We start from the raw sequence: 25,961 nt of genomic DNA on the forward strand, positions 1-25,961 counted from the left end.
TATAATGTTTCGTAATAAGGAATTATTTTTAACAGGAAGAGGTAAAAGTATAATGGATGTGGAGATGGAAAAGAGAAAATTTTTAAATCTATGTGGCAAAAGAGATCGAGCATTATTGTCAGATGAAAAAAGAATGACATTGGGGGATATGGAACGATTGACATATCTGACAGAATTTTTTGAACTGGAGAACTATGGAATCGCCTTATGGAAAGAATTTGGTGATGATGTAAAAGAGCCATTTGAAGCGATGATGAAAATGTTAGATGAGCCGGAGTGCATAGAAGATCGATGGCTTGATGACGAAGCAAAAGGGGAAAAGTGGTTGTTAGAATTTCAGGAACTGGCATTAACGGAAGAATACAGGGAATGGATTCGAAATTATATCGATAAAAAATATGAAGAAAGAGGATTACCATATCCGACAGGAGCAGACTTCGATTAAGAGGTCTGCTTTTTTCTGGTCTTTTGGGAGGTGATAAGAGGTGGAAGTAAGTATTTATGAACTCTTGGCGGCAGCAAGAGAATCGGCTAAATCTGATTATATAAAAGGGGACAGCATTTTGTGTGAGAAGAGATTTCATCCAGATACCCATTACATGGTAGAAATAGAACTGCTGAAAAATGATAACAAGCTGGGAAAAAAGGGCAATTATATACGGAAGTTTTTGACAGAACCGGAGTATCTTCCCATTTTACAAAAGCAGGAAAAACATCTCATAAAAATAAAAAGACAGGCAATTGTTCAAAAAGGAAACTTGCGATATATCCCTCCCCCGGACAGGCTGGACCGCCGCCGGGAGAGGGATCTTTTATAACCGGCTGGGAAGGAACAGTAGTGTTCCTCTGGCGATAGTGGTATAAAAAAACCAGATTTTCCGCAGGTTTTGGGACGCTGGAACATAGAAAAGTGTTCACGAATGGCACTTTTGCAACGATCCGTTGCAGCAGTGACAACATTTTTGACCTTACGTTAAACAGAAAAAATGAAAGGATGTGATTGCGATAATCATAGGAATTGATCATGGCTATTATGCCATTAAAACAAGACAAGTGTCTTTCCCAAGTGGAATTATTGGGTATGATTACGAGCCGTATACCATGCAGAATGTTCTGCAATATCAAGGAAAGTATTATGTCTGCGGTACGGGAAGACAGACGCTGGTAAAAAATAAAACGTCCAATGATAATTATTATCTGCTGACGTTGGCAGCCATTGCAGAAGAAATCAAGCATCGGAAAGCGGAACGAAAGACAGAGGTAATTCTGGCTGTTGGACTTCCGCTTTCAAGTTTTGGAAGAGAGAAACAGGGATTCAGGGAGTATCTGTTGCGGAAAGAGCAGCCAGTGCGATTTTTATATGAAAGTGAGTTATATGAGATAACAATAAAAGATGTGAAACTGTTCCCACAGGGATACTCTGCGCTTGCTCTGCATCCAGAGTATCTGAAGAATGAACCGTCTGTTCTGCTTGTTGATATTGGTGGCTGGACCGTTGACCTTATGAGGCTGGACAATGCTGTTCCGAATGCAGCAACGTGCAGAAGTCTGGAAAGTTATCGTCCACAGCAGAAGGACTGGACGCAGAGAGCCGGCTCCAGATTTTCAGGGACTTCTTCAAGGGAGATGTCCCACAGGCATTTCCGTTTGATCTGAAACAATTTGCCAAGAAGGGAACAAGTTTCAAGGACTGGATGTGTCCGGATTCTATGGAATTTGAACGTGACCATTTTAAAATCGGTGACAGGTACGGAAGAGTCCTGTATATGCAGGATTATGCAAGTTATGTTAAAGATGACATGATTTCAGAACTGTGTGACTTCAGCCGGAATCTGATATTGTCGATTGATATCCTGCCAGTCCCTACGGATGAAGCGGTAAGGGAAATCCAGAACCGACTGCTTGGTGTGGAAACCAACGTGACCAACTGGCAGAGAAGGCAGAACGCTAATAATAACTTCTCGGCAATCGTACCATACGATATGGAACTTCAGAGAAAAGAAACCAAGGAAATGCTCGATGATCTGACAACCAGAGACCAGCGTATGATGTTCGGAATTTTGACAATGGTACATCTGGCAGACAGTAAAAAACAGTTGGATTCCGATACGGAATTATTATTGTCGATAGCAAGAAAGCATCTGTGCCAGATGGCAACATTAAAGTGGCAGCAAGTGGACGGACTCAATACAGTGCTTCCTTACGGACTGCGAAAGATCAATGCCCTGCGTACATTGACAACGGAATCAACGGCTGTTTTAATCCCGTTCCATACACAGGAAATCCTGCAGCCGGGCGGTATCTATTATGGGCAGAATGCAGTCAGCAAGAACCTTCTGGTAGCCGACCGGAAGAAACTGATGAATGGAAACAGTTTCCGGTTGGGCGTCAGTGGATCAGGAAAGAGCTTTTCGGCAAAAGAAGAGATTGTGCATCTGGCATTGAGTACCGATGACGATATCCTGATTCTTGATCCGGAGTCCGAATTCACAAAATTAGTAGAGGCTCTGGGTGGACAGGTTGTAAAAGTATCTGCGACATCAGACAATCACCTGAATGCAATGGATATGGACGCAGCCTACGGCAATGAAAAGAATCCACTGATTGAAAAATCGGAGTTTATTCTGTCTGTATTTGAACAGTTGGTTGGAGCAGGAAACCTGTCAGCAAAAGAAAAGTCAATCCTGGACCGCTGTGCTGCAGATGTGTACCGGGATTATATCCGAAGTGGTTATACCGGAGAAGTTCCGACATTGAAAGATATGTACCGACAGCTGATGTTACAGCCGGAAGAAGAGGCAAGAGGACTGGCATTATCATCCGAACTTTTTATCAATGGAAGCCTGAACACCTTTGCACAGCCGACCAATGTGAATAAGAAGAACAGGATCATGGATTATGATATCCGGGAACTGGGGGAACAGCTTATGCCACTGGGAATGCTGGTTACCTTAGACAGTATTTTCAACAGGGTAATTCAGAACTGGAAAGAAGGAAAAACGACATGGATATTTGCTGATGAGTTCTATCTGTTATTCCGCTATGAATACAGTGCAAATTTCTTCTACCGACTGTACAAGAGAATCAGAAAATACAATGGATTCGTGACAGGTTTAACCCAAAATGTTGAGGAACTTCTGAAATCGGACACTGCAAGACTGATGTTGGCAAACAGTGAGTTTTTGATTCTTTTGAATCAGGCAAGTACAGACAGGGAAGAATTGGCAGCTCTTTTGAATATTTCCGAAAACCAACTGTCCTATATTACAAATGTATCGGTTGGCAGTGGTCTGATCCGTTGCTCTGGAAATATCGTACCATTTGAGAATACGTTCCCAAAGAATACAGACCTTTATAAACTAATGACAACAAAACCGGGAGAATCATAATGAAGAAAAAAGAAGAAGTAACGATAACTTTTTATGCTGCAGAGTGCGGTGAGTTCCATGATTTAGGAGAATATACAAAATGCAGAACGCTGGAAGAGGCATATAAAAAGTACCAGAAGTATTGTAGAACATCTGCCAATATGTGTCCGGCTATTGAATTTTCTATCCATGATCCGGACTCTATTTATTCGGATATGGAATATCCATTGCCGTTGTCATCCAAAGACAGGGGGGATTTGGAACTTGTGCCATATTACAACGAGCATCCGTTGGTAAATGAAGCAATCAGACAGTTGGAAAAGTTACAGAAACAGCAGGAAAAAAAGAAACATCGGGATGTTGCCCGATGAGATAAAAACTACGGAAAGAGGGTGACCGGATGAAAGATATCAAGGAACGGGTAAGGGATAAGAATCCGAAGATTCGAAATCCGGCTGCCCGGCTTCCGAAAGAACTGATTCGCTCGGCTGTACTGGAAGCAAAAGAAAAGCCAAGGGAACTACATGAGAAAAGCAGTGGTCAGTCAGACTCTCCAACACAGTATGGCATTGAAAAAATAGAATCCGTACAGTACAGGGCGGCGAGTGTGACAGGAAAAACCATAGGGAAAACCACATATCGAGGTGGGAAAAAACTTGCCGGAGTGACCTACAGGAAGATAAAAGAAAGAAAAAGCAGACAGGAAGAAGCGAAAGCTGCCGAAGAAGCAATGGAGCAGGGGGCAGAAAGCGGAAAGAAATTAATCAAGTTGAAACCGGAGCAGGCAGCACTTGCCAAGGAGAATGGTAAACGGCAGGTGAAAGCAGCACCGAGAGTGGTAAAAGTATCCGGTCTGTCTCAAGAAAAAATAAAGACACAGGCATCCATGCAGAAACAGCAGATGGAAAAAAGTCTTCAGGCGATGCAGAAAGCAAGAGCAGCCCAGATGGCAAGAAAGTCAGCACAGGCATCGGCAGAAAGTGGAAAAGCAGTCCTTCAGGTAACTGGAAAGGGTTCAAAGTTATCCGTACAGGGAATTACAGCAGCGATTCAAAAAGGGGTAGTAGCTCTTGAAAAAATGGGAAAATGGATTGCTGCCGGAGGTAGTGCATTTCTTCTGGTATTTATTCTGATTGTGGGAATCATTGCAGGAGCAGCTTTCAGCAGTAATTCGGAAAGCTCCGAATCCCTAAGTGAAGAAGTGCTTGCGTATACTTCTGTGATACAGCAGTATGCATCCCAATACGGCATTCCGGAATATGTGTCTGCGATACAGGCCATCATGATGCAGGAATCTGGAGGCAGGGGAACAGACCCGATGCAGTGTTCGGAAAGTCCATATAATACAAGATTCCCACACACTCCTGGTTCTATTACTGATCCGGATTATTCGATAGAGGTTGGAGTACAGACCTTTGCAGACTGTATCAGACAGGCAGGATGCAGCAGTCCACAGGATCTGGACAAGCTGAAACTTGCATGGCAGGGATATAACTATGGAAATGGCTACATAGGATGGGCATTGCAAAGAGGCGGTTATACAGAAGCCAATGCATTGCAGTTTTCACAGGAACAGGCAGCTTCGCATGGATGGAGCAGTTACGGAGATCCCCAATACGTTCCCCATGTGATGCGGTATTATTCCGGTGGCAGCCTGTTTGCTGGTTTGTTTGGTAATCAGCAGATTGTGTCGGTTGCAATGGGGCAGCTTGGAAACAGTGGCGGTCAGAAGTTCTGGAGCTGGTACGGATTTGACAGTCGGGTAGAATGGTGTGCCTGTTTTGTAAGCTGGTGTGCGGATCAGAGCGGTCTGATTGCAAGTGGGAATGTTCCTAAATTCTCATTGTGCAGTGATGGAGTGTCCTGGTTTCAGGGAAAGAATAAGTGGCAGAGTGGCGGAACAACTCCGACAGCTGGAATGATCATCTTTTTTGACTGGGATCATGATGGAACATCGGATCATGTAGGAATAGTAGAAAAGTGTGAAGGTGGAAGAGTTTACACGATTGAGGGAAATTCCAGTGATCAGGTACGGCAGAGAAATTATGCAGTAGATTACAGTTCTATAATGGGATATGGGGTGATAAATTGATGGTTTCTTTCATAATTTGTTAAGGATTTTATAAGGGAGTTAATGAATCCTTTGGAAAATAGTCACAAAATAGTCACAGTTGATTGATAAATTGTTATTGTAACTTTTAGTGATAGACATATAAAGAGTTAGAAATCTTTATAATTGACTTGAATTAGGAGGTAGTGAATATGAGTGATCAGAATGTAAAAGCAGCACAAAAATATTTAAATGCGATGTTTGGTGGACATAAGGATTGGGTAAAACTGGATGAAGATGGAAAGACCGGAACAGCCGTGATGCAGGGAATCATTCGTGCATTTCAGATTCAGAATGGAATCTCAACGATTACAGGAACGGTTGGACCACTTACTATTAATACCATGAAGAAGTTAGCCATTATTACAAAAATGGATCCGAATGATACTCCGCAGGTTAATGTATGCTTGATTCAGTGTGCTCTGTTTTGCAAAGGATATGCTGCTGGAGGAATTACTGGAATTTATTATACATCAGGAGTAAATGCAGTTAAAAAGATGCAGGAAAATGCAGGACTGGAAGTTACGGGCAAAATTGATTGGAAAGTTTGGTCTGGATTGTTATCCCTAAACTGGTTTACAAAGGTTTCTGGTGGGGATTCCAATATTGTTCTTATTCAACAGCAATTAAATAGTGACTGGTCAGATGTTATTGGTGTTGGACCTTGTGATGGAATTGCCTCAAGACAGACAATTTTGTCTTTAGTTGGTGCATTGCAGGCGGCTGAAGGAGTTACAACTGAATTAATTACAGATTTGAATTCAGTTAATTTTGGCGATGCAACAACAAATGCGTTTCCGGGTACATTACAGAACGGACAGAACTCGACGAAATATGTTCCATTTAATAAGATTGCTCAATACGGACTATATTTTAACGGATATAATCCGGGAAGATTCGATGGCGTGTTTGATTCGACTACAGAGTCAAAGGTGTCAGAATTTCAGGAGTTTTATGGTCTGACAGGAATTGGACTTGTAACAAAAGGAAAAGTAAATGTTTCTACTATGAAATCATTGCTTACGAGTAAAGGCGATACAAACAGGGCAGCAAAAGCGTGTGACTGTGCAACAGTATTAAATAAACAACAGGCATTAGATATAAAAAATGCAGGGTATACTCATGTAGGACGTTATCTGACAGGTTCTGTTGGAAAAGAACATACACCGAAATATTTGACATCAACAGAAGTGAAAAACATTGAAAATGCAGGATTATCGGTATTCCCGATATATCAGGATGGAGGATATGAATTAAACTATTTTAAGGATCCGTCCCAGGGAAGTGTTGATGCACAGACAGCAATTTTAGCAGCCGAGAGAATCGGTATACCAAGTGGAACGACTATATACTTTGCAGTGGATTTTGATTGTTATTCATATCAGATTGATACATTTATTATACCTTATTTTGAACAGATTCACATGATCTTTTTCAGTTCGACAAATGATAAAAATTATAAAGTCGGCATTTATGCACCAAGATATGTATGTACTAAAGTTTATGAAGCAGGATTGGCAAGTAAATCATTTGTGGCAGATATGTCAACTGGATTTAGCTGTAATTTGGGATATTCGATGCCGAAGAACTGGGCATTTGATCAATTTTGTGAGTTGAACTCATTTTCTTCATCACCTTCGTTCCCACTGGATAAAGATGCATATTCAGGGAGAGATACTGGATTTAAAAAGTTCGATGCCGTATCGACAAAAACAGATGAGGAAATAGCGCAAGAAAATCTTCGGGCAAAGGTAAAAATAGCACGAAATCAATATGTCTATAATGTAATGGAGCCGCTTGGTTATCTGAATAAAATTATGGATGTGGGTGTGGAGTATGATAAGGAAATTTCACTGGGAACAATGATGAGTCCTCAAGGAGCAATTGATATTTCTACTAAAATATCCACATCGCTTGAAAGTTCAACTGGTAAAATTTATAATATAAAAGTGGATATAGGAAATGATGGAGAATTGACACAAACTTGCAAAAATCAAATTATGGAGATTTCATCAAATTTATCAGATACAGGTATAGAGGGAGCAGATAACTTTGGAAATACGATAGAAAAAATTGCTTTATCGGTTAAATCTGGTAATATTGCTTTTGAAATAAATAATGTTTTTGCCAATAGTGTAGAGTTTTCCATTGTATTTAGTACATCAGATTTGCTGCCAGAAGAGGAAAAAGAGTGGACAATATCGGTTGCTTTGATTTTTACAATGACATTAAATTCTAATAGTGGTCTTGAATTTAATGTTGTAGAATTCACAAAAGAGCATAGTAATATACTGGCAGGAGCCGTAATATTAGTTCTTGCGGGTGCATTAGTTGTAAATGCAATTCCGTCAATTATTGCTTTATTTTCAGCTGGAGCAGGTACTGTTTTTGGTTTGTTGATTCAAGCGCTGTAAATTGTAAAAGAATAAAAGAGACAATGGCCAGAGGTTCGATTTTATAAAGAGGACCTCTGGCAAAAGGGGGATTAAGAAGAATGCATATTAAATCAATTGTGTCAGATGAGGATAGGGAAGAATTAGAAAGAATGCTTTCGCTTGGGTTTATAATTCCTAATCAATTATTTAAAACAAGACAGAAAAGTAGAATGATTATCTATATTTTTACACCTGTAGAATTTTTACTGTCGATTAATTGTTATCTGTCGGAAAGTTATTTGATGTTTGGAATAGGGATTGGAACTTGTGTGGCTTGTGTGGCTTGGATTATTTGGTATCAAATGATTGGTAAAAATTTTGAAAAAAATGTTCATGAATTTGTCTGGGGTAGATCAGGATATGAAACGGTGGATATCGATGAAAACGCAATTAAAATAGATGAAGATCAAATTTATGAATTTAAAAATATTGATAGAATGTTCTTATATAAAAACTTCTTTTTTTTCATAACAAATGAAAAGAAAATATTTATATTTAAAACGACAGATATGGAGTCGGATGAACTTATAAAAATTATTAAAACAACAGGGATTTTATTTGAAAAAAAAGAAAAACCATTTAATATTTATAAGTATTGTAAAAAAGGAAAAAGTTTTTAAAAATAAGCAGAGGATGGTGGATTTATCATCCTTTTAGAGAAGAGCATGTATTTTAAAGGGAATCTGGTTTTGCAGGTTCCCTTTTTGCCATCAAAAACGTTGATGTTTTATCAAATGACGCTAAAAATAAAAAGAATAATGCAGGGGGTGACATTATTAGTTATCGCTGTAATATTTGGATAAAATATAAATAAAACATAAAAAATATAAATAAATTATAAAATGGCGACAGTTTTTTCTTGTTCAAGTGTTTATTATATAGAGGACAAAATAAGACAGCAAAGGAAGTGGTGCTGTTGCATCGGAAAAATGACACAAAATTAGTGATGTCCATTCGGGAAAAGAATTGAAGGGGATTCTTTTCCCCATTTGTCGTGTTACGAAAGACTGAGGGTAAGAAAATATGCTAGAACTTGCAATCTGTGATGATGACATCATCCTATGTAATTGGTTAGAACAGAAGCTGCTCCATTATGGGAAAGCGAATGACTGTCAGATATCTATAGAAATATACTATTCTGCGGAGCAGCTTCTTAACAGGCTGGAAGAAGAATCCTACGATATGTTATTCCTTGATAAGTCCTGATCCCGGCGAACCAGCGTACCGAAGATGGAAACAGCCCGAAAGAGCAGCTTGCCTCTCTGGTAAAAGGCGGTTCCAATGCCAAAGGATACACACTGACAGAGTATATCAACGATATCAATCGCGAGAATACAGAAGTCCTTGCAGAGTATGGAGCAGACGAGAAAGTACGTCAGGCTTATACTTATGGAGAAAGTGGAATCGGAGAACGGGTAAGCGTTGATAAATCGGAAGAAAGCAGTTATTATTTATATGACGGAAGAAACAGCGTGACCGGAATCCTGACCGAAACAGCTAATCTGACGAACAGTTATCAGTATGATTCATACGGTAACCTTACATCAGGAACAGCAGACGGTGTCAATTACTACGGTTACAATGGGGAGTCCACAAATGTAAAAACAGGACTTCAGTATCTGCGGGCAAGATACTATAACGCAGAGAACGGAACCTTTACAACTGAAGATAGTGACCTTGGAACGACAGAAAATCCATTGACCAGAAACCGCTACGATTATACGACCAATAATCCGCTGAATTACAGTGATCCGACAGGACATTCATTGTGGAGCAGGATTAAGAGTACAGCTAAAAAAGCAGCGAAAGCAGTCAAGAGTGTCGGCAAGAAAATCGTTAATACTGCGAAAAAGGTAGTCAAAACAGTAGTAAATACAGCTAAGAAAGCAGCAAAAACTATTGTTAACACAGTGAAGGGGGTAGCAAAAACTGCCAAAAATGCAGCTAAACATGCAAAACAGACATATCAATCTGTGAAAAATCGTGTAACCAGTAGCAGTACATATCAAAAGATCACATCCAGAGGAAGTCAGTTTATTCGTTCTGTAAGCAATGGGGTACAGAAAATTGGAAAAACTTATACATCTTTCAAATCCTATGTTTCAGAAAGAACGGCAGAAATCCGCTCAGAAGTGGTACGACATATGTGTACGACAACAAATCGTATTACAGATAAGCTTGGAAAAGTAGACTGGAATGCGGTGAAAAAAGTAGCCATTGGTATAACTGCGGTTACAGTTTCTGGTCTTGTAGTTGCTGCAACAGGCGGTTTGGCTGCAGGAGCAGTTCTGGCAGCATTGCCAGCAATGGGTGGCTTAGGAACGGCGATGGTTTCAGGAGCAGTTATTGGAGCTATTGGTGGAGCTTCATATAGTGCAGTGAATTCAGGTTTGTCTGGAAATAGTCTGAAACAAGTAGCAAAAGATACGTTAGTCGGTGGTATTGCAGGAGCAGTGACAGGTGGCGTTATGGGTGGCCTTAGTTATGGGGCTGGGAAACTTTTGAATGTAGTAAGGAGTGCAGGAAGTACCCATAATGATGGGATTGATAAATCGTTTAAAAAATTAGTTGCAGAAGTAACCGAAACAAAATTGCCAGAAGGCACTTGGGAAAAACCACCATTAGAGCGAGGAGATATTATTGACAAAGCTATGGGAAATAACTTGGGACACAATTTCCCGACCATAGATAAAGTAGAAAATGGTGTTGTGACTAGTGTTAAAAGCCGAGACTTAGGTGCAAAGACTTATCAAAATGGTAATAAATTGGAAAAGGTAATTGTCAAGGACATTAATAAAGTTTCAGGATTTATAGGAGAAACATTTAATGGTAAATTTGTTAATGCGGAAGAAATAGTGGGTAGACAATTACAAGTAGTTGTTCCAAATGTAACATTAAGCGAAGCTCAGATAAATGCAGTTAATAATGCTACAAAACATGGTATTGATAAAGGTGTTAAACTCATTATTACAGTAGGAAAATAATAGCAAAGTAAATAGCTTAAGGGGAATATTTTATTCCCCTTAAGTAATAGAGAGGAGAAAACGGATATGATTTCTGTATATTATAATCAAAAATATGGTTTCTTAATTGTGCCTAATGCCATTGAAAGGTTTATGGGATGTTATATTTCTATCGAACCTACAATTGAAATTATGGCTGAAGAAACAATAGATAAGATAGGCTGTGCAATTAGAAAAGGAATAAAAATTGCAGAAAGTTCCCCAAAAGTAGACGAATCTCAATTAAACAATTTTTGGAAACAAACAAAATATAAAAGTTTTCCAACATTTTCCAAGAATTATCAAAGAATTGATTTGAAACAAAATGGAGATGAATTAGAAATTAGAAGATGGGAACGGAATAATAGAGGGGGATATTCGCGAAAAACGGAAGAAAAAGATTATATTAATTTTATAGAAATGTCGGATTATGAATTGGGCTTGTTTATAAAAAAAATGTTTGAACCATGTGAAATTAGAATTGATGAAACAGAAAGATTTGAAACATTAGAGGGGAAAATAATTAGTTATTCGATTCCAAATGAGCATTATAAAAATATTGGTGATGGTCATACAGATTCTTATATGACATATAGAAATGAAGATTATGATAAGTTGTATATTTCTTTTTTGATAGGTGATGGAACTGATTGTACAGATGAAGTAAGCATAAAAAATCATTACAAAAAAATATACAAGCAAATGTCGAATATTAAATTTGAAAGTAAATGTAATAAAAAATATGTACATTTTTTAACAGAAAATGGAGAAGTATTGCTGAGTTTTATTGATAATGGTTATGTGGAGTTTTTTATGTGCATTCCATATAATATTGAAAGAAAAGTTCAAAAGGAGTCAATAGAACAGTATTTAAAAATGTTATTTTCGATAAAAATTGAAGATAAATAAAGCGTGAAGGAGAGAATATGCAAAAGAAGAATTGTGTTTTGTGCATAAGTATAGGAATTATAGTACAGTAAGCTATGGCGAAGCAGTGACGATATTATATTTCAGAAACGTACTGAAATTTTTAGGGCCAGAAGATTTACGGGATGAGATAGAAAAAGATGTTTGGGAACTAAAAAATCTGGATATTAAAATCAGATCCAATCCAATTTATAATGTAAAAACACTGGATTTCAGAAAAATATATCAGCCAGATATCAGGGAAGAATGTAAGAAAGCTGTTTATATGAATCTGCAGTATGAAGCAATAGGAACTGTACAGGGAGAATTGACAATAATGAGGATATTCTCAGAATATCTCCAAAAAGAGTATTCCAAAATAAAAAGCTGCAGTGAAATAGACAGAGAAGTGTTGGAAGAATTTTTGATACATCTGTCAACAAAAGATACTTCCCATAGTGCGAATAGTTCTTATGTAATTTCATTAAGACGACAGTTAGAGACAATCGGAAAAATTTACAGCTATGAAAGATTGGAGCATTTATTTATTAATACGGATATTCCACCGGAAGTAAATGCAGAATTTAGAGTGTATTCTGATGATGAAATGAAACGACTGAATGCGGAAATTACACAGATGGATGTACAGATTGCAAGATGTCTTCTGATACATCAGATGCTTGGAACTAGGATATCAGATACCCTTACACTGAGACCAGATTGTCTGACGAGAGAAAATGGCCAAGATATGATTGAAATATATCAAGTTAAAACTAAAAGATATAAAAAACCGATCAGTAAAGAACTTGCAAAACTGTTACAGAGTTCTATTGAATATACACAGGAAAAGTTCGGTGATACAGAATACATATTTGTTAATGAAAAAGAACCTGACCGCCCGATGCAGTATATGGCTATAAAAACAAAAGTCATGTCCATGATACAGGAAAAGCAGTTGAAAGATGATCATGGCGAATTATTCGGGTTTGGAACGCACATGTTCCGGCACTACTATGGCGTCAAACTTACAGAAATGCATCTGGATGACTGGACGATAGCGAGACTATTGGGGCATAAAAGACTGAATAATGTACAGCATTACCGGAAAATGAGCAATCAAAGAATGGCAGACGAAACCAGAGAAGTAAGACAGAGGATGAGTGACATCATATATATGAGTCTGGCAAGATGGGGTGAAGAATATGAGCAAATACGACAAGATGATTGAGGAAAATCAGAGAAAAAGTAAAGAGAAAATTGAACTGGCATTGCAAGCAATACAAGATATGCTGGCAAATAAAGAACGTATCAGCGTTCCAAAGCTGATGAAGAAAACTGGATTGTCGAGAGGATTCTTTTATAAAAATCCAACCGTCCGGGATACATTGAACCAAGCAGTAGAGCAACAGGCCGGAATGATAGATCCAAGAAGAGAAATTCTGAACATGGCGATGGAAAAACAGATTGAACTGTTGAACCAGAAGGTGGCAGCTCTGAGCAGAGAAAATAAGGAACTGAAGAGAAAGAACGAAAAGTTACAGAAGGCATTACGGAAACAGGATTTGAATTTTATTAAGAACTTATAACATTGAAAATAATAAGATGGAAGAGATGTGTGCAGACACATCTTTTCATCGTTGAGGATAAAATATATAGAATGAGAATGGGATTGTTTTATGGTATACTAAAAGTGAAATGCTAACTTTGATATGAGGTATAAAACAATATGACAGAAATACAAATTAAAAATTTAATTAAAGAATATGAAAAAGAATATATTGAGTTTATGGAAATTGAGAAATTACCACAGTATAAGATAGATTTTTTTGAAATTAATGTTGAGGAAAGCGATGCAGCAGGATTCGCTTCAGCCGCCCAAGCTTACTATAATACGAAAACAGATGAACATATATTAAGGATATGCAAAAGTTCGGAAATACCAAGGTATATTGTGTTTCATGAATTTACGCATATTTTAGATACGGAAATGTATGCAAAGCAAGATTCTTGGAAATATATGGCTTTGTCTGGTTATACAGAATATCATGCAGCACAAGTTGAATTGATGATAATGTTAGGAGCAGATAGTATACAAACTCAAGATTTTTCATTTACAGTTGATGTTGAAATAGGTAATAGTACAGTTAGGAATTACCTAAACTCAAGACATCAATTAGTAGTGAATATGATGAATAGAACAGATTTTCCAAGAGATATTGAAGCATTAAAAACAACGGTAGGTGTGCTATATAATTATTTTGGAGTGCGTTCTATATGTAAAATGTATGCGAAAGATTATACTGAAGAAGTGGATAACACAATTATTATTCAGAAACTTTCAAAAGTATTATTTGAAGAGATAAATAGCTTTATGGTTGGATGGTTTAATGAAGCACAAGTAGAGCTGAGCTTTGTGTCATATATGAAAATAATGTGGCCTATGCTTCAAAGCTATTTTGGAAAAGAATGAAAGATAGTAACAGTAAACACAGTTTTGTATACAGTTAAACCCAGTAAAATCAACGCATGAGGGGAACTGGCTACATTTTATATCATAGACTGGTGGTACGAGGCATTTTCTAAAGGAGAAAGTATAATCATCACTGATGTAGAAGAAATCAGAGAAGAACATTGCATATCCTATAATATGCTGAAGGCACAGAATGTAAAAAATGTGGTAGTATGTCCTTTATACTATAAGGATGAGATAAAGGGATTTTTTGGTGTAGATAATCCTCCAAAGAGTGATTATAGAGGACTTACCACATTTCTGGATATGGTGGGAACGCTTCTTGTTTCGTTTTTGAAACTGCGTAATTCGTTTATAAAATCAAATAATATGGCAAAGCTCAGAAGTTACTCATCACTTTCAAAAATTTATGAAGCCATGCATTATATTAATGTACAGACGGGCAGATATCATGTCGTGAAGACAACAGTACAGTTTACCAGAAACCTGGAAAAGTATGTTGGAAACATGGGAGAATATGAAATCAGGGATGATTTTTATGGACATATCAAACACTTTACAGAAAAAGTATGTATAGAATCACAACTTGAAGAAGCACTTGAATTTATAGATATCCGTACGCTTGAAGAACGGCTTCAGGGGAAAATCAGTATCACACATGAATTTAAAGATAAAAGAATAGGCTGGTGCCGCAGCAGGTTTATTCCTGTAGATTATGATGAAAATGGCAGCCTTTTGCATGTGCTTTATTGTATCGAGTCTATAGACGAAGAGAAAAAACGTGAGAATCGTCTGCTCTATCTGGCACAGACGGATCTTATGACTGGAATATGTAACCGTGGAAGTGGAGAATGCAGGATTTCTGCATATTTGAAGGAACGAAAAGCAGGACTGCTCTGCCTGATCGACTGTGATAAATTTAAATCCATAAATGATACATATGGTCACGCTGTAGGGGACAAGGTGCTTATAGCCATTGCAGAGACTTTACAGAAAGTATGCCGCGATAAGGATGTAATTTTTCGACTTGGAGGCGATGAGTTTGCAATATTTATGCCGGGGATGATGGAGCAAAAGGCAGCAGAGAAATTTTTTGCAAGACTTTTTGAGAATATCAGACAGATCGATATTGAGGAAATGCAGGGGAAAAGTATAGAAATAAGTATGGGAGCATGTTTTTACGAGGGAACTGAGGAAGTTTCTTTTGATGAGCTGTACAAAAATGCTGACAGTGTAATGTATCAGAGCAAAGAAAAACAAGGTTGTAGTGCTATGATTTACGGATTGTATACAGACAAAAAAGATAACTGAAAGGTGATAATTAAATATGAAATCAATGCAAAATGACATGACTGTTGGAAATCCAATGAAGATCATTTTAAGCTTTACGCTTCCGATTTTTATTGGAAATGTATTTCAGCAGTTTTACAATATGGCCGATGCCGTAATCGTCGGTAAATTTGTCGGTAATAAAGCGCTGGCGGCAGTTGGAAGTACGGGGACGATCATGTTTCTGATCTATGGGTTTGTTGTCGGCATGACTGCGGGATTTACCGTACTTACGGCACAGAAATTCGGGGCCGGAGATATGAAAAGCATGCGCAAGACAGTAGTAGGAGCAGGAGTGTTATCCTTTATTGTGGGTGCTCTGCTTACAGTATTGTTTATGGTATTTATGAAACCTCTTCTGACTTTGATGAATACACCGTCTGATATTTTTGCGGATGCGTATGCATATATCATGATCGTCAGTGGCGGAATCCTTGCTCAGATGCTGTACAATTTATTGTCCAGTATTCTGCGTGCACTGGGAAACAGTAAACTTCCACTGTATTTTCTGATTATCAGTGCACTTTTGAATATTGTACTGGATCTGGTGTTTATCATGGGATTCCACATGGGCGCAAAAGGAGCGGCAGTAGCGACCGTGATTGCACAGGGAACATCCGGAGTGCTTTGTCTGTTTTATATTATTGCGAAGGTGCCGGTGCTTCATCTGAAAAGGGAAGATTTCTATGTAGAAAGTGATATATACAAAACTCAGCTTCGTATAGGGATTCCGATGGCACTGCAGTATTCGATCACAGCTATCGGAACGATGATGGTACAGTCTTCATTGAATATTCTGGGATCTACACTGGTTGCGGCATATACTGCAGCAGGAAAAATCGAACAGGTTGTTACACAGGCATATGTAGCTATGGGAACAACTATGGCGACCTATGGTGCGCAGAATATGGGAGCCGGATCTGTGAAACGTATCCGTGAAGGATTCCGTGCCTGTACGATCATCGGCGCAGTGTATTCTGTTGCAGCAGCGGCGTTCATTATGACGGTTGGAAAATATATGACCTATCTGTTTGTATCAGAAGATGTAAATGTGATCATGAGCTCTGTCGAGGTTTATCTGAAGTGCATCGGAGTTTTCTTCATTCCGCTTGCAATCGTAAACATTTATCGAAACGGAATTCAGGGACTTGGTTATGGGCTTCTTCCGATGTTGGCCGGCGTGGCAGAGCTGATCGGACGTGGAGTTGTGGCAGTGATTGCCGGAGAAATGCGCAGCTATACAGGTGTCTGTCTGGCAGGACCGGCGGCCTGGTCACTTGCGGCAGCATTGCTGATCGTGATGTATTTCTTCATCATGAATGTACATATGAAAAAAATGTTTGGGACGAACGGGAAAGACTGATGTAGTCTTTCCTTTTTTACAAACAAATGTAGTAATAAAAACTACATCACAAAGAAAATAAAACAATAAAACATTGACATGCATGGTAAAAAGATTTATACTAACAAATAGTTTGATAATCAAAATAAATACAGGAAAGAAAAAGGAGATACCATGTATACATACAATACATCATTAAAACCACTTCAGATAGGAGAATTGACAGCAGAGAAACCAATCATCCAGGGCGGTATGGGAGTCGGTGTCAGCCGGAGCTCTCTTGCAGGTGCAGTGGCGGCAGAGGGAGGCATCGGGATTATTTCGACGGCACAGATCGGATATGACGAGGAAGGCTTTGAACGGGATCAGGCAGGATGTAACCGTATTGCTATAAGTAAACACATCCGTCGGGCAAAAGAGATCGCCGGCGGCAGAGGTCTGGTTGGCGTCAATATCATGGTGGCACTGAAACATTACAAAGAGCATGTGCAGGAAGCGGTGAAGGCTGGCGCAGACGTAATTATCAGCGGAGCCGGACTTCCGATGGATCTGCCGAAACTGGTCGGAGACAGTGTAACAAAAATTGCGCCAATCGTTTCTTCCAAAAGAGCTGCGCAGCTGATTTTGAAAATGTGGGCGCACCGTTATGAGCGTACAGCTGATTTTCTTGTGATCGAAGGACCAAAGGCCGGAGGACATCTGGGGTTTTCGCGAGAGCAGTTAAAGGATGTGGAAGCACTTGATTATGATCAGGAGATTAAAGAAATTATTGCATGTAAAAAAGTATATGAAGAAAAATTTCATACAAAGATTCCGGTAATTGTTGCAGGGGGGATTTTTGACAGAAGTGACATTGATCATGCACTGGAATTAGGGGCTGATGGAGTGCAGATTGCCAGCAGATTTGTGGCTACAAAGGAATGCGATGCGGCTGAAGAATATAAACAGGCTTATATAAATGCAAAGAAAGAAGATGTCCAGATTATTCAGAGTCCGGTCGGAATGCCGGGAAGAGCTCTTCGAAATGAATTTATCAAAGATCTGGAAAGTGACAGAAAACCGATCACAAAATGTTACAATTGTCTTGAGAAATGTGATCCGCGGTCAGTGCCGTATTGTATCACGAAAGCACTGATCGTTGCAGTCAGAGGAGACATAAAGAACGGTCTCATTTTCTGCGGAGAAAATGTGGACCGTATTCATGAGATGACAACCGTGCATGATCTGATGCAGGAACTTTGCTACTGAGCCGGTTCTCGATTCCGAAATCTTGCGTACAGTGCGTGAACGACGGTGATCAGAGCCGGAAGCAACATCAGGATTCCGTACCAGTTGGAATCGGATAAAAGTATCAGTGGAAGCACAAAAGCCAGAAAAAAACCAAAGTACAACATTCCGGACAGTATACATGGCAGGAAATGATTCCAGCCGATCAGGCCGGACAATGCGGCAAGAATCAGCATGAGAAATGCCATATAATTTGTAAGAGTATTCTGCGGAAAATCAAGCAGACCTGCGGAAATACTCATGGCAACACCGGTCAGCAGGAAAAAAACATTAAAAATCCGCATCAGGCGTGTTATAAATGGTGAACTGCCATTTGGCGAGCAGTATTCCCAGAGTTCGACTTCAAGCTTTTCTGCGAGTTCTCTTGCTGCTCTGGTAAAGGTATTGTTTGTCATGACCATGGCGGCATCGCAGTCATAGAAATCTGCACCGGCATAGGCTTCCTGAATGGCTTTGTTACCAACGGGATGAGAGTAATATTTGCATTGGATGCCATACTTCAATCCGTTTTTCTGCGCAAGAATGTCAACACCCTGGTCACCGCTTCCTTTGGTTACGGTAACTTTGTGAAATCCACGGTAACGTAATAATTCTGCACAGCGATGTTCAAACTGTAAACCATCCATGTCTCAAAAATCCTTTCTGTCAGTCCTGTCTGCTATTGCCTATTTTAGCTTTGGGGGAGGGAAAATGTCAATAAAAGAATCAGGGGAAGTGAAACATAAAGCTTGATAAAGTGACAGTTTCTGGTAAAATGAGGGGAAGGAGGCGACAGTTATGATTACGCTAAATGATTACCTTTATTCAGGAGATACGATCCTTCGTATTTTACATAATTATATTCATGATCTCAGAAAAGATGCAAAGAAAACGCACAATGAAATTGATATGATTCACTGTAATTTCCTGATTCTGATCAGAGAACTTCTGGAACATAATGATTTCCTTACTGCGCAGTCTCAACAGATCAGAGAATTTTATAAATATATGGCAAAAGAATATCCGTTTCTTGCGTTTACATTTCGGGGGCGGATCAAGTCACTGATACGTGCAGAAGAAAAGTTCAATGGTTATGTTGTAGAGTATATTTATAATTATTATACAGAACACGGGCAATATCCGTCGCTTACGGAGCTGAAGAATAGACTCAGTTGTTTTCGTGATTTCATTGCGTATCGTATTGTGATCGCGATGCCGAGGTGTCATCTGAAATGTGAAGGGGATCGTGAGAAGGAAGAACTGAAATATTTATATGAAATTGCCAATGTACTTCCGGGTTTTCTTGAGGAGAGAGGATTTACGGCGGAACCGGCAAATGGTGTAAAAGAAAGTACCTCTTCGCTTTTAAATGAAGATGTACGACCATACTACAGGGATTATATCTGCGGGACAGAGCCGGATGAATATCAGTCTTTACATATTACATTTTATGATAACAGTTCAAGGTCTTATATGGAGGTTCAGCTTCGTACAAAGACAATGGATGACATAGCGGAAATCGGACCTGCCAATCATCTCGGATATGAGAAAAAGCAGGAGAGTGAAAGAGTCAGAAGAGATGCCATTCCGAAAGGGGAGTGCATTTATTTTGATGAAGCTTATGAGCGGGGGATGAAGCTGCTCGGACTGGAGCTGTCCGAATTGGATGTGAATATATTTTCGGCAGTAAATAACAGTCTGATCAATGACGGCTGCGGATTGTACCGCGGCCGCCTGATCCTTCCATATGAACATCTTTCGAGATTTCAGAACGATCTGATCGACTGATAAAAGCGGACCGGTGGGGTATCAGCGTTCCATCATACTGATGGATTCGATACCCACACTGCCTCCGCGTACCACTTCTATATTTTTGAATTCTTCTTTGATCAGTTTGACAACCGCGTCATTTTTGGTTGCTGTCTGTACAAATTCGAGAAGCAGGCTGTCTTTGCCATAGTCAATGACTCTGGCTTTGAAGGTTTCTGCAATCTGAAACAGTTCTACTTTATCAGCAGGAGAACATTTCCGTACTTTTATATATAAAATTTCTTTCATGCGGACAAACACATCGGTGAAGTCGATGACTTTAATGACTTCTACCATGCGGTTGAGCTGTTTTTTGATCTGCTCAAATGTTTCATCATCGCTGACGGTTGCAATCGTCATTCTGGAGACGGTTGGATCTTCTGTAGTACCTACAGTAAGACTGTCCAGATTATAGGACTTCCCGGAAAAAAGTCCGGAGATTTTGGAAAGTACACCGACCTGATTTTCAACGTAAAGAGAGATCCATCTAGTTTTCATTCCTTTATCCATTTTTGATTCCTCCTAACAATCCATAATCAGATCAGCCAGTGTTCCTCCTGGTTTGACCATCGGATAAACCATTTCTTCCGGATCAATGATAAATTCGATCACGGTAGGTACCCTTGTGCTTTTACGTGCTTCTTCAAATGCAGCTGCAATTTCTTCACGTGAAGTTACGCGGATTCCCTTTGCACCATAACTTTCAGCAAGCTTGATAAAATCCGGAGTATATTTTGGATATTCCTGTCCGTCTGTACGGCGGGAAAGTGCACCGGATCTTAAGTTAGTCATGGAGTAACGTTTTCCGTAGAAAAGTTTCTGCCACTGACGTACCATGCCAAGGTAAGTATTATTGAAGATGCAGTTGATGATTGGCAGTTCTTCAAGAACAGCAGTTGCCAGTTCCTGAATGTTCATCTGCATACCGCCATCACCGGAAATGGAGATGACAGGAGTACCTGGATTACCAATCTGTGCACCGATTGCTCCCGGAAGTCCGTATCCCATGGTTCCGAGTCCGCCGGACATGACAAGTTTACGGTTCTCAGTGATATCTACGAACTGGGAGGTCAACATCTGATGTTGTCCGACATCGGTTACGATGATCACTTTGTCAAACTGTTTATTGATCTCATTGAAAATATCCAGAGGCCCCATCAGCGGACGGTTCTTCATAGTAAGCGGATGTTCGTTTTTCCATGCATCGATTTCCGCACGCCATTTTTTCGTATTACATTCAGTAACATATTCAGCCATTTTTGTGATGGCTTCTTTAGCATCGGCAACGATCGGGACATCTACATGGATATTTCTGGAAATAGATGCTGTGTCGATATCGATATGAACGATCTGGGCATTCGGGGCAAACTCGTGGAGTTTACCGGTGATACGATCGTTAAAACGTGTACCGATGGAAAAAAGAAGATCACAGTTGGTAACAGCCATATTTGCAGCATAAGCACCATGCATGCCGAGATTTCCGATAAAGAGAGGATGCTTCGTGGAGATAGCACCGCGGCCCATAACGGTTGTAACGACCGGAATCTGAGTTTTTTCTACAACGGAGGTAAAAATTTCATTTGCATTAGCAATGTTAACGCCACCGCCGGCGAGGAACAGAGGATTTTTGGCTTTTTGAAGCATCTTCAGAGCCTTCTTGAGCTGTCCCATATGTACGCTGGTGTTTGGTTTATAACCACGGATATTGACGTTCTTTGGATATTCTGCACTGCCGAGTTCTGCCATGACATCTTTCGGAAGATCGATCAGGACAGGACCGGGGCGGCCGGTTCTTGCGATATAAAAGGCTTCTTTAATGATGCGACCGAGATCTTCACGGTTGCGGACAGTAACACCGTATTTTGTAATACTACGTGTAATGCCGACAATGTCGACTTCCTGAAAAGCATCATTTCCGATCAGATGCCGTGCAACCTGTCCGGTAAAGCAGACAAGCGGTACACTGTCGTAATTGGCAGTGGCAAGTCCGGTGACAAGATTGGTGGCACCCGGACCACTGGTTACCAGACAGACACCGACCTTTCCCGTAGTTCTTGCGTAAGCATCTGCTTCATGGACAAGTGCCTGTTCATGGCGCGGCAGGATGATGTCGATGCCGCTCTGACGATATAATTCATCACTGATATCGATGGTGCATGCGCCCGGGTAACCGAATAAGGTGGTTACGCCCTCTTCTTTTAAGGCTTTTACCAGTAATTTATTTCCTGTAATCTGTCTCAATAGACTACCTCCTTCTATACCATAAAGCGGATAAATTTGCTTTAAAGTCTATAAAAAAATCCCAAGCATATAAAACACTCAGGACCGAAAATCCGCGGTACAACTATGGAGATAATTATAAAATAAGAGACTATATTTGTCAATGTTCACAATTTCTGATAGAATAGAAAAAAGTGTGAATACTGTGGACAGAATGGGCAGTATCAGGAAGCATAAAAATGATATTTGGAGATAAAAATCAGATGAACGAAACAGATATGATCCTGCATTTAATGGAAGCCTGCAGGCTCTGTCCGAGAGAGTGTGACGTGAACCGGCTGGAAGGAAAGAAAGGATTCTGTGGCGTAGATGCAAAAGTGATGGTTGCAAGGGCTGCTCTTCATATGTGGGAGGAACCCTGCATTTCCGGAAAAGAAGGATCGGGAGCTGTGTTTTTTTCAGGCTGTTCGCTGGGATGCGGATTTTGCCAGAACAGACGCATATCAAGAGGACAGTGTGGGAAGCAGATTACGATCGAACACCTTGTGGATATTTTTTTGAATCTGCAGGAACAGAAGGCAAATAATATTAATCTGGTGACGGCTGGACAGTTTCTGCCACAGGTGGCGGAAGCACTGAAAAGAGCAAAGGCACAGGAACTGCATATCCCGGTCGTATATAACAGCAGCGGCTATGAGAAAGCAGAGATGCTTAAAATGCTCGATGGTCTGGTGGATATTTATCTGCCGGATTTTAAATATATGGATCCAGAACTTGCAGGGAAGTATTCTCATGCGAAGGATTATCCGCAGGTGGCGAAACTGGCACTGGAGGAGATGGTTCGGCAGGTGGGAATGCCGGAATTTGACAGCTGTGGGATGATGAAGCGAGGTGTGATCGTTCGGCATCTGTTATTACCGGGACATGTAAAAAATTCCAAAAATGTATTAAAGTATCTGTATGAAACTTACAGAGATAAAATCTATATAAGCATGATGAATCAGTACACACCGATGCCGGCGATGAAAGATGATCCGCAGTTATCGCGAAAAGTAACAGACAGAGAATATGAGAGACTAATTAATTATGCGATTTCGCTGGGATTGAATAATGGTTTTATTCAGGAAGGTGAAACGGCAAAAGAAAGTTTTATACCGGAATTTGACGGAGAGGGAGTATAAATGGCCGAGAAAAAAGCAACGAAGAAATTTGGACAGAAACGAGATTTTAAAAGTGAAAAAAAGAAGATAAAAGACAACACATATATGAAAAAGAAAACTTATAAAGAAACGGCGAAAAAGCAAAAGAAGATAACAGACGAAAAATCTGAGCCTAAAAAAGTGACTTCAAAGAAGAATGAAAAATCACTTTGTCCGGTGCACGGAAAATGTGGTGGATGTCAGCTTCTGGATATGCCTTATGAGAAACAACTGAAAAAGAAACAGAATCATGTAAGTAAACTTGTTCAGCCATATTGCAGGACAGAGAAGATCATTGGAATGGAGGATCCGTTCCATTACAGAAACAAAGTACATGCTGTATTCGGCCATCGAAAGGACGGTACCGTGATTTCGGGAATATACCAGCAGGGAACGCATTTTATCGTACCCGTTGATGAATGTCTGATTGAAGATAAGAGAGCAGATGCGATCATCTGCGATATTCGCGGACTTCTGAAATCATTTAAGATCAAGACCTATAATGAGGACACTGGATACGGATTATTCCGTCATGTGCTGATACGCACCGGTTATCACAGTGGACAGGTGATGGTGGTTCTTGTACTTGGCTCCCCGATTCTGCCATCCAAAAACAATTTTGTAAAAGCACTTCGTAAACTTCATCCGGAGATTACGACGATTATTTTGAATGTCAATGATCAGAAGACAAGTATGGTTCTTGGCGAAAAAGAAACTGTACTGTACGGTAAAGGGTACATTGAGGATGAACTTTGTGGTCATACATTTCGTATCTCATCAAAGTCCTTTTATCAGGTTAATCCGGTTCAAACGGAAAAGCTATATGCAAAAGCAATCGAACTTGCCGGCCTGACAGGAAAAGAGCGTGTAATTGATGCATACTGCGGAATTGGGACGATCGGTCTGATTGCGAGTGATAAAGCAAAAGAGGTTATCAGTGTAGAATTGAATCCGGATGCAGTCAAAGACGCAATCGTCAATGCAAAGCGGAACGGAATCAGGAATGTACGGTTCTACCGGAACGATGCAAGTGTGTTTATGAGACAGATGGCTGATGAGGGTGAAAGTGCAGATGTTGTATTTATGGATCCGCCGCGAAGTGGAAGTGATGAGAAGTTTTTATCTTCTGTAGTAACGTTACATCCGAAACGAATCGTGTATGTTTCCTGCGAACCAACTACACTTGCACGAGATCTCAAATATCTTACCAGGCATGGCTATCGTGTAAGAACCGCTGTACCATTTGATATGTTCCCGGCGACCGAACATGTGGAGACGGTAGTACTGCTTTCCCACAAAAAGCCAGACGGACATATCAACGTAAAAGTTGAGTTTGGCGAAGGTGAGGGAAAAGTTCCGCTTGATAATATCGCTAAAAGAGCCGAAGAGTACAAGCCCAAGGAACGAGTGACCTACAAAATGATAAAGGAGTACATAGAAGCTAAATACGGCTTCAAAGTACATACCGCATATATCGCAGAGGTAAAGAGAGATTTAGGCTTGCCAATGTATGATGCTCCTAATGCGGTAGAAGAATTGAAACAGCCGAGGAAGCATCCGACAGCGGAGAAAGTGGAAGCGATAAAGGATGCGTTGAAGCATTTTGAGGTAATTTAATAATGATGAGCGTATCATTAAAAACAGTGGTACGCTTATTTTTGTCCCTTTTTGCAGATTTGTCCTTTCCCCTGCTTTCCAATATAATGAAGCTAAAGAAGTGGAGGTGTGCTTATGAGAGAGAAATTTAATCATCTGTATTTGGATAGCCACGAAAGAAAACTTTTGATACATAGCCTTGTAGAGTTAAAAAGTCAGCTCATTCAGCAAGGCAGATATACGGATTGTGTTGACGAGCTTATTTTTAAGGTCATAAATGCACCGACCAAGAGAATGAAAATTGAATATGTCTAAGGCAAATTACAAAGCCGCTTATTCTTATTGATTTTAAGAGTAGGCGGCTTTTTTGCGTTCTCTGGTACTGTTTACATAGCCACCTTGACAAAGTGGCTAAATCTATGCGAAAGGAGGACGCATCTATATATGTTTTTTGAAAATGAAGAGGACTATAAGCAACTGAAAAATGCAAAAAATCATTATCATTTTATTGAAGTAGATGCGAACAATATATTACCGCAATACCAAATTATGCTTGTTTGTGATGGCTCGGAAGCTGATAATGATGAAGATAAACGCATTGAAATGTTTAATTCAGTATATCCGATTATTATGCTTAAAGATTGTAATAATGAAATTGTAGGCATATTAAAGCCAGAAGATAATGAAACATACAAATTAAGAGATGAGCATAACTTAATTTATCGAAAATATAGAAGCATAACTTCAGATTATCGGCAAGATATGTTTAATGCTATATGTTCAGGAGAGTTTCACTATTATCCATATCTGAGTAATGCTACTTTTTGTTATGACAAAAGTAATTCAACAACACAAGAATAACAAATAGAACTTACATAGCCGAGAGGTTTTCATTTAACGAAAGCCCTC

General features: G+C 39.6%; 23 protein-coding genes and 2 pseudogenes. 22 read left to right on the forward strand and 3 right to left on the reverse strand.

Going from position 1 to position 25,961, the window contains the following annotated elements; translation table 11 throughout:
* Positions 1-52: 52 nt before the first annotated feature.
* The 17 genes and pseudogenes from H8Z79_RS14555 (at position 53) to H8Z79_RS14635 (ending at position 18,210) form a co-directional block, all read left to right on the forward strand.
* On the forward strand, positions 53-445 hold the full coding sequence (locus tag H8Z79_RS14555) for a hypothetical protein (RefSeq protein WP_225877015.1): 393 nt from the start codon (positions 53-55) through the stop codon (positions 443-445).
* Between the two features lie 40 nt (positions 446-485).
* Positions 486-818, forward strand: coding sequence for a DUF5720 family protein (locus H8Z79_RS14560; protein WP_005341391.1), 333 nt, complete (start codon positions 486-488; stop codon positions 816-818).
* A gap of 187 nt (positions 819-1,005) precedes the next feature.
* Positions 1,006-1,554: pseudogene (locus H8Z79_RS14565) on the forward strand (ParM/StbA family protein); the annotation flags it as partial.
* Positions 1,554-3,389, forward strand: a pseudogene (locus H8Z79_RS14570) (VirB4-like conjugal transfer ATPase, CD1110 family); the annotation flags it as partial. The pseudogenes H8Z79_RS14565 and H8Z79_RS14570, both read left to right, overlap by 1 nt.
* On the forward strand, positions 3,389-3,739 hold the full coding sequence (locus H8Z79_RS14575; RefSeq protein WP_117482322.1) for a hypothetical protein: 351 nt from the start codon (positions 3,389-3,391) through the stop codon (positions 3,737-3,739). The pseudogene H8Z79_RS14570 and the gene H8Z79_RS14575, both read left to right, overlap by 1 nt.
* A 29-nt stretch (positions 3,740-3,768) precedes the next feature.
* Positions 3,769-5,460, forward strand: coding sequence for a lysozyme family protein (locus tag H8Z79_RS14580; protein WP_117482323.1), 1,692 nt, complete (start codon positions 3,769-3,771; stop codon positions 5,458-5,460).
* A 170-nt stretch (positions 5,461-5,630) separates the two neighbouring features.
* Positions 5,631-7,892 (forward strand): glycoside hydrolase domain-containing protein, encoded by a 2,262-nt coding sequence (locus H8Z79_RS14585; protein WP_007884642.1) that lies wholly within the window; start codon positions 5,631-5,633, stop codon positions 7,890-7,892.
* A gap of 80 nt (positions 7,893-7,972) precedes the next feature.
* Positions 7,973-8,533 (forward strand): hypothetical protein, encoded by a 561-nt coding sequence (locus H8Z79_RS14590; protein ID WP_006426967.1) that lies wholly within the window; start codon positions 7,973-7,975, stop codon positions 8,531-8,533.
* A gap of 403 nt (positions 8,534-8,936) precedes the next feature.
* Entirely contained in the window at positions 8,937-9,119 is a 183-nt protein-coding gene (locus tag H8Z79_RS14595; protein WP_225877016.1) for a hypothetical protein, read from the forward strand.
* A gap of 266 nt (positions 9,120-9,385) precedes the next feature.
* Complete coding sequence (locus H8Z79_RS14600) at positions 9,386-10,897, forward strand: RHS repeat-associated core domain-containing protein (RefSeq protein ID WP_242972160.1); 1,512 nt, start codon at positions 9,386-9,388, stop codon at positions 10,895-10,897.
* 66 nt (positions 10,898-10,963) lie between these two features.
* Entirely contained in the window at positions 10,964-11,824 is an 861-nt protein-coding gene (locus H8Z79_RS14605) for a contact-dependent growth inhibition system immunity protein (protein ID WP_007884653.1), read from the forward strand.
* 40 nt (positions 11,825-11,864) lie between these two features.
* A complete protein-coding gene (locus tag H8Z79_RS17350) occupies positions 11,865-13,049 on the forward strand; it encodes a tyrosine-type recombinase/integrase (RefSeq protein ID WP_330607616.1) in 1,185 nt (394 codons plus the stop codon).
* The gene (locus H8Z79_RS14615; RefSeq protein WP_015513361.1) at positions 13,024-13,407 is read left to right on the forward strand and encodes a DUF6262 family protein; all 384 of its coding nucleotides are present in this window, start codon (positions 13,024-13,026) and stop codon (positions 13,405-13,407) included. The genes H8Z79_RS17350 and H8Z79_RS14615 overlap by 26 nt, the downstream gene beginning before the upstream one ends.
* A 140-nt stretch (positions 13,408-13,547) precedes the next feature.
* Complete coding sequence (locus H8Z79_RS14620; RefSeq protein ID WP_006426953.1) at positions 13,548-14,291, forward strand: hypothetical protein; 744 nt, start codon at positions 13,548-13,550, stop codon at positions 14,289-14,291.
* A 177-nt stretch (positions 14,292-14,468) separates the two neighbouring features.
* A complete protein-coding gene (locus H8Z79_RS14625; protein WP_225877017.1) occupies positions 14,469-15,602 on the forward strand; it encodes a GGDEF domain-containing protein in 1,134 nt (377 codons plus the stop codon).
* Between the two features lie 16 nt (positions 15,603-15,618).
* Positions 15,619-16,983 carry an MATE family efflux transporter gene (locus tag H8Z79_RS14630; RefSeq protein ID WP_118040926.1) on the forward strand — a complete coding sequence of 455 codons (1,365 nt, stop codon included), beginning with the start codon at positions 15,619-15,621 and terminating at the stop codon, positions 16,981-16,983.
* 153 nt (positions 16,984-17,136) lie between these two features.
* Positions 17,137-18,210 carry an NAD(P)H-dependent flavin oxidoreductase gene (locus H8Z79_RS14635; RefSeq protein WP_015541049.1) on the forward strand — a complete coding sequence of 358 codons (1,074 nt, stop codon included), beginning with the start codon at positions 17,137-17,139 and terminating at the stop codon, positions 18,208-18,210.
* Here the strand turns inward: H8Z79_RS14635 and H8Z79_RS14640 are convergent.
* A complete protein-coding gene (locus tag H8Z79_RS14640; RefSeq protein ID WP_015541050.1) occupies positions 18,204-18,875 on the reverse strand; it encodes a restriction endonuclease in 672 nt (223 codons plus the stop codon). The two genes, H8Z79_RS14635 and H8Z79_RS14640, sit on opposite strands and share 7 nt — an antisense overlap.
* Positions 18,876-19,026: 151 nt before the next feature.
* Between H8Z79_RS14640 and H8Z79_RS14645 the strand changes: the two genes are divergently transcribed.
* Positions 19,027-20,016, forward strand: coding sequence for a nucleotidyltransferase family protein (locus H8Z79_RS14645; protein ID WP_118040922.1), 990 nt, complete (start codon positions 19,027-19,029; stop codon positions 20,014-20,016).
* Between the two features lie 21 nt (positions 20,017-20,037).
* Here the strand turns inward: H8Z79_RS14645 and ilvN are convergent, their stop codons facing one another.
* Both ilvN and ilvB read right to left on the reverse strand, forming a co-directional pair.
* Positions 20,038-20,547, reverse strand: coding sequence for an acetolactate synthase small subunit (gene ilvN, locus H8Z79_RS14650; RefSeq protein ID WP_117943606.1), 510 nt, complete (start codon positions 20,545-20,547; stop codon positions 20,038-20,040).
* A gap of 12 nt (positions 20,548-20,559) precedes the next feature.
* Positions 20,560-22,278, reverse strand: coding sequence for a biosynthetic-type acetolactate synthase large subunit (ilvB, locus tag H8Z79_RS14655; protein WP_118040920.1), 1,719 nt, complete (start codon positions 22,276-22,278; stop codon positions 20,560-20,562).
* A 218-nt stretch (positions 22,279-22,496) separates the two neighbouring features.
* On the opposite strand from ilvB, the gene H8Z79_RS14660 reads away from it, so the two are divergent.
* The 4 genes from H8Z79_RS14660 to H8Z79_RS14675 all read left to right on the forward strand — a co-directional run bounded on the left by H8Z79_RS14660 (position 22,497) and on the right by H8Z79_RS14675 (position 25,913).
* Positions 22,497-23,438, forward strand: coding sequence for a radical SAM protein (locus tag H8Z79_RS14660; protein WP_015541053.1), 942 nt, complete (start codon positions 22,497-22,499; stop codon positions 23,436-23,438).
* Positions 23,439-25,073, forward strand: coding sequence for a 23S rRNA (uracil(1939)-C(5))-methyltransferase RlmD (gene rlmD / locus H8Z79_RS14665; protein WP_118040918.1), 1,635 nt, complete (start codon positions 23,439-23,441; stop codon positions 25,071-25,073).
* A gap of 114 nt (positions 25,074-25,187) precedes the next feature.
* On the forward strand, positions 25,188-25,367 hold the full coding sequence (locus H8Z79_RS14670; RefSeq protein WP_117889566.1) for a hypothetical protein: 180 nt from the start codon (positions 25,188-25,190) through the stop codon (positions 25,365-25,367).
* Positions 25,368-25,496: 129 nt separating this feature from the next.
* The gene (locus tag H8Z79_RS14675; RefSeq protein ID WP_187002912.1) at positions 25,497-25,913 is read left to right on the forward strand and encodes a hypothetical protein; all 417 of its coding nucleotides are present in this window, start codon (positions 25,497-25,499) and stop codon (positions 25,911-25,913) included.
* The last annotated feature ends 48 nt before the right edge of the window (positions 25,914-25,961 follow it).

The sequence above is a fragment of the Blautia intestinalis genome (assembly GCF_014297355.1).
Lineage (GTDB): Bacteria > Bacillota > Clostridia > Lachnospirales > Lachnospiraceae > Blautia_A > Blautia_A intestinalis.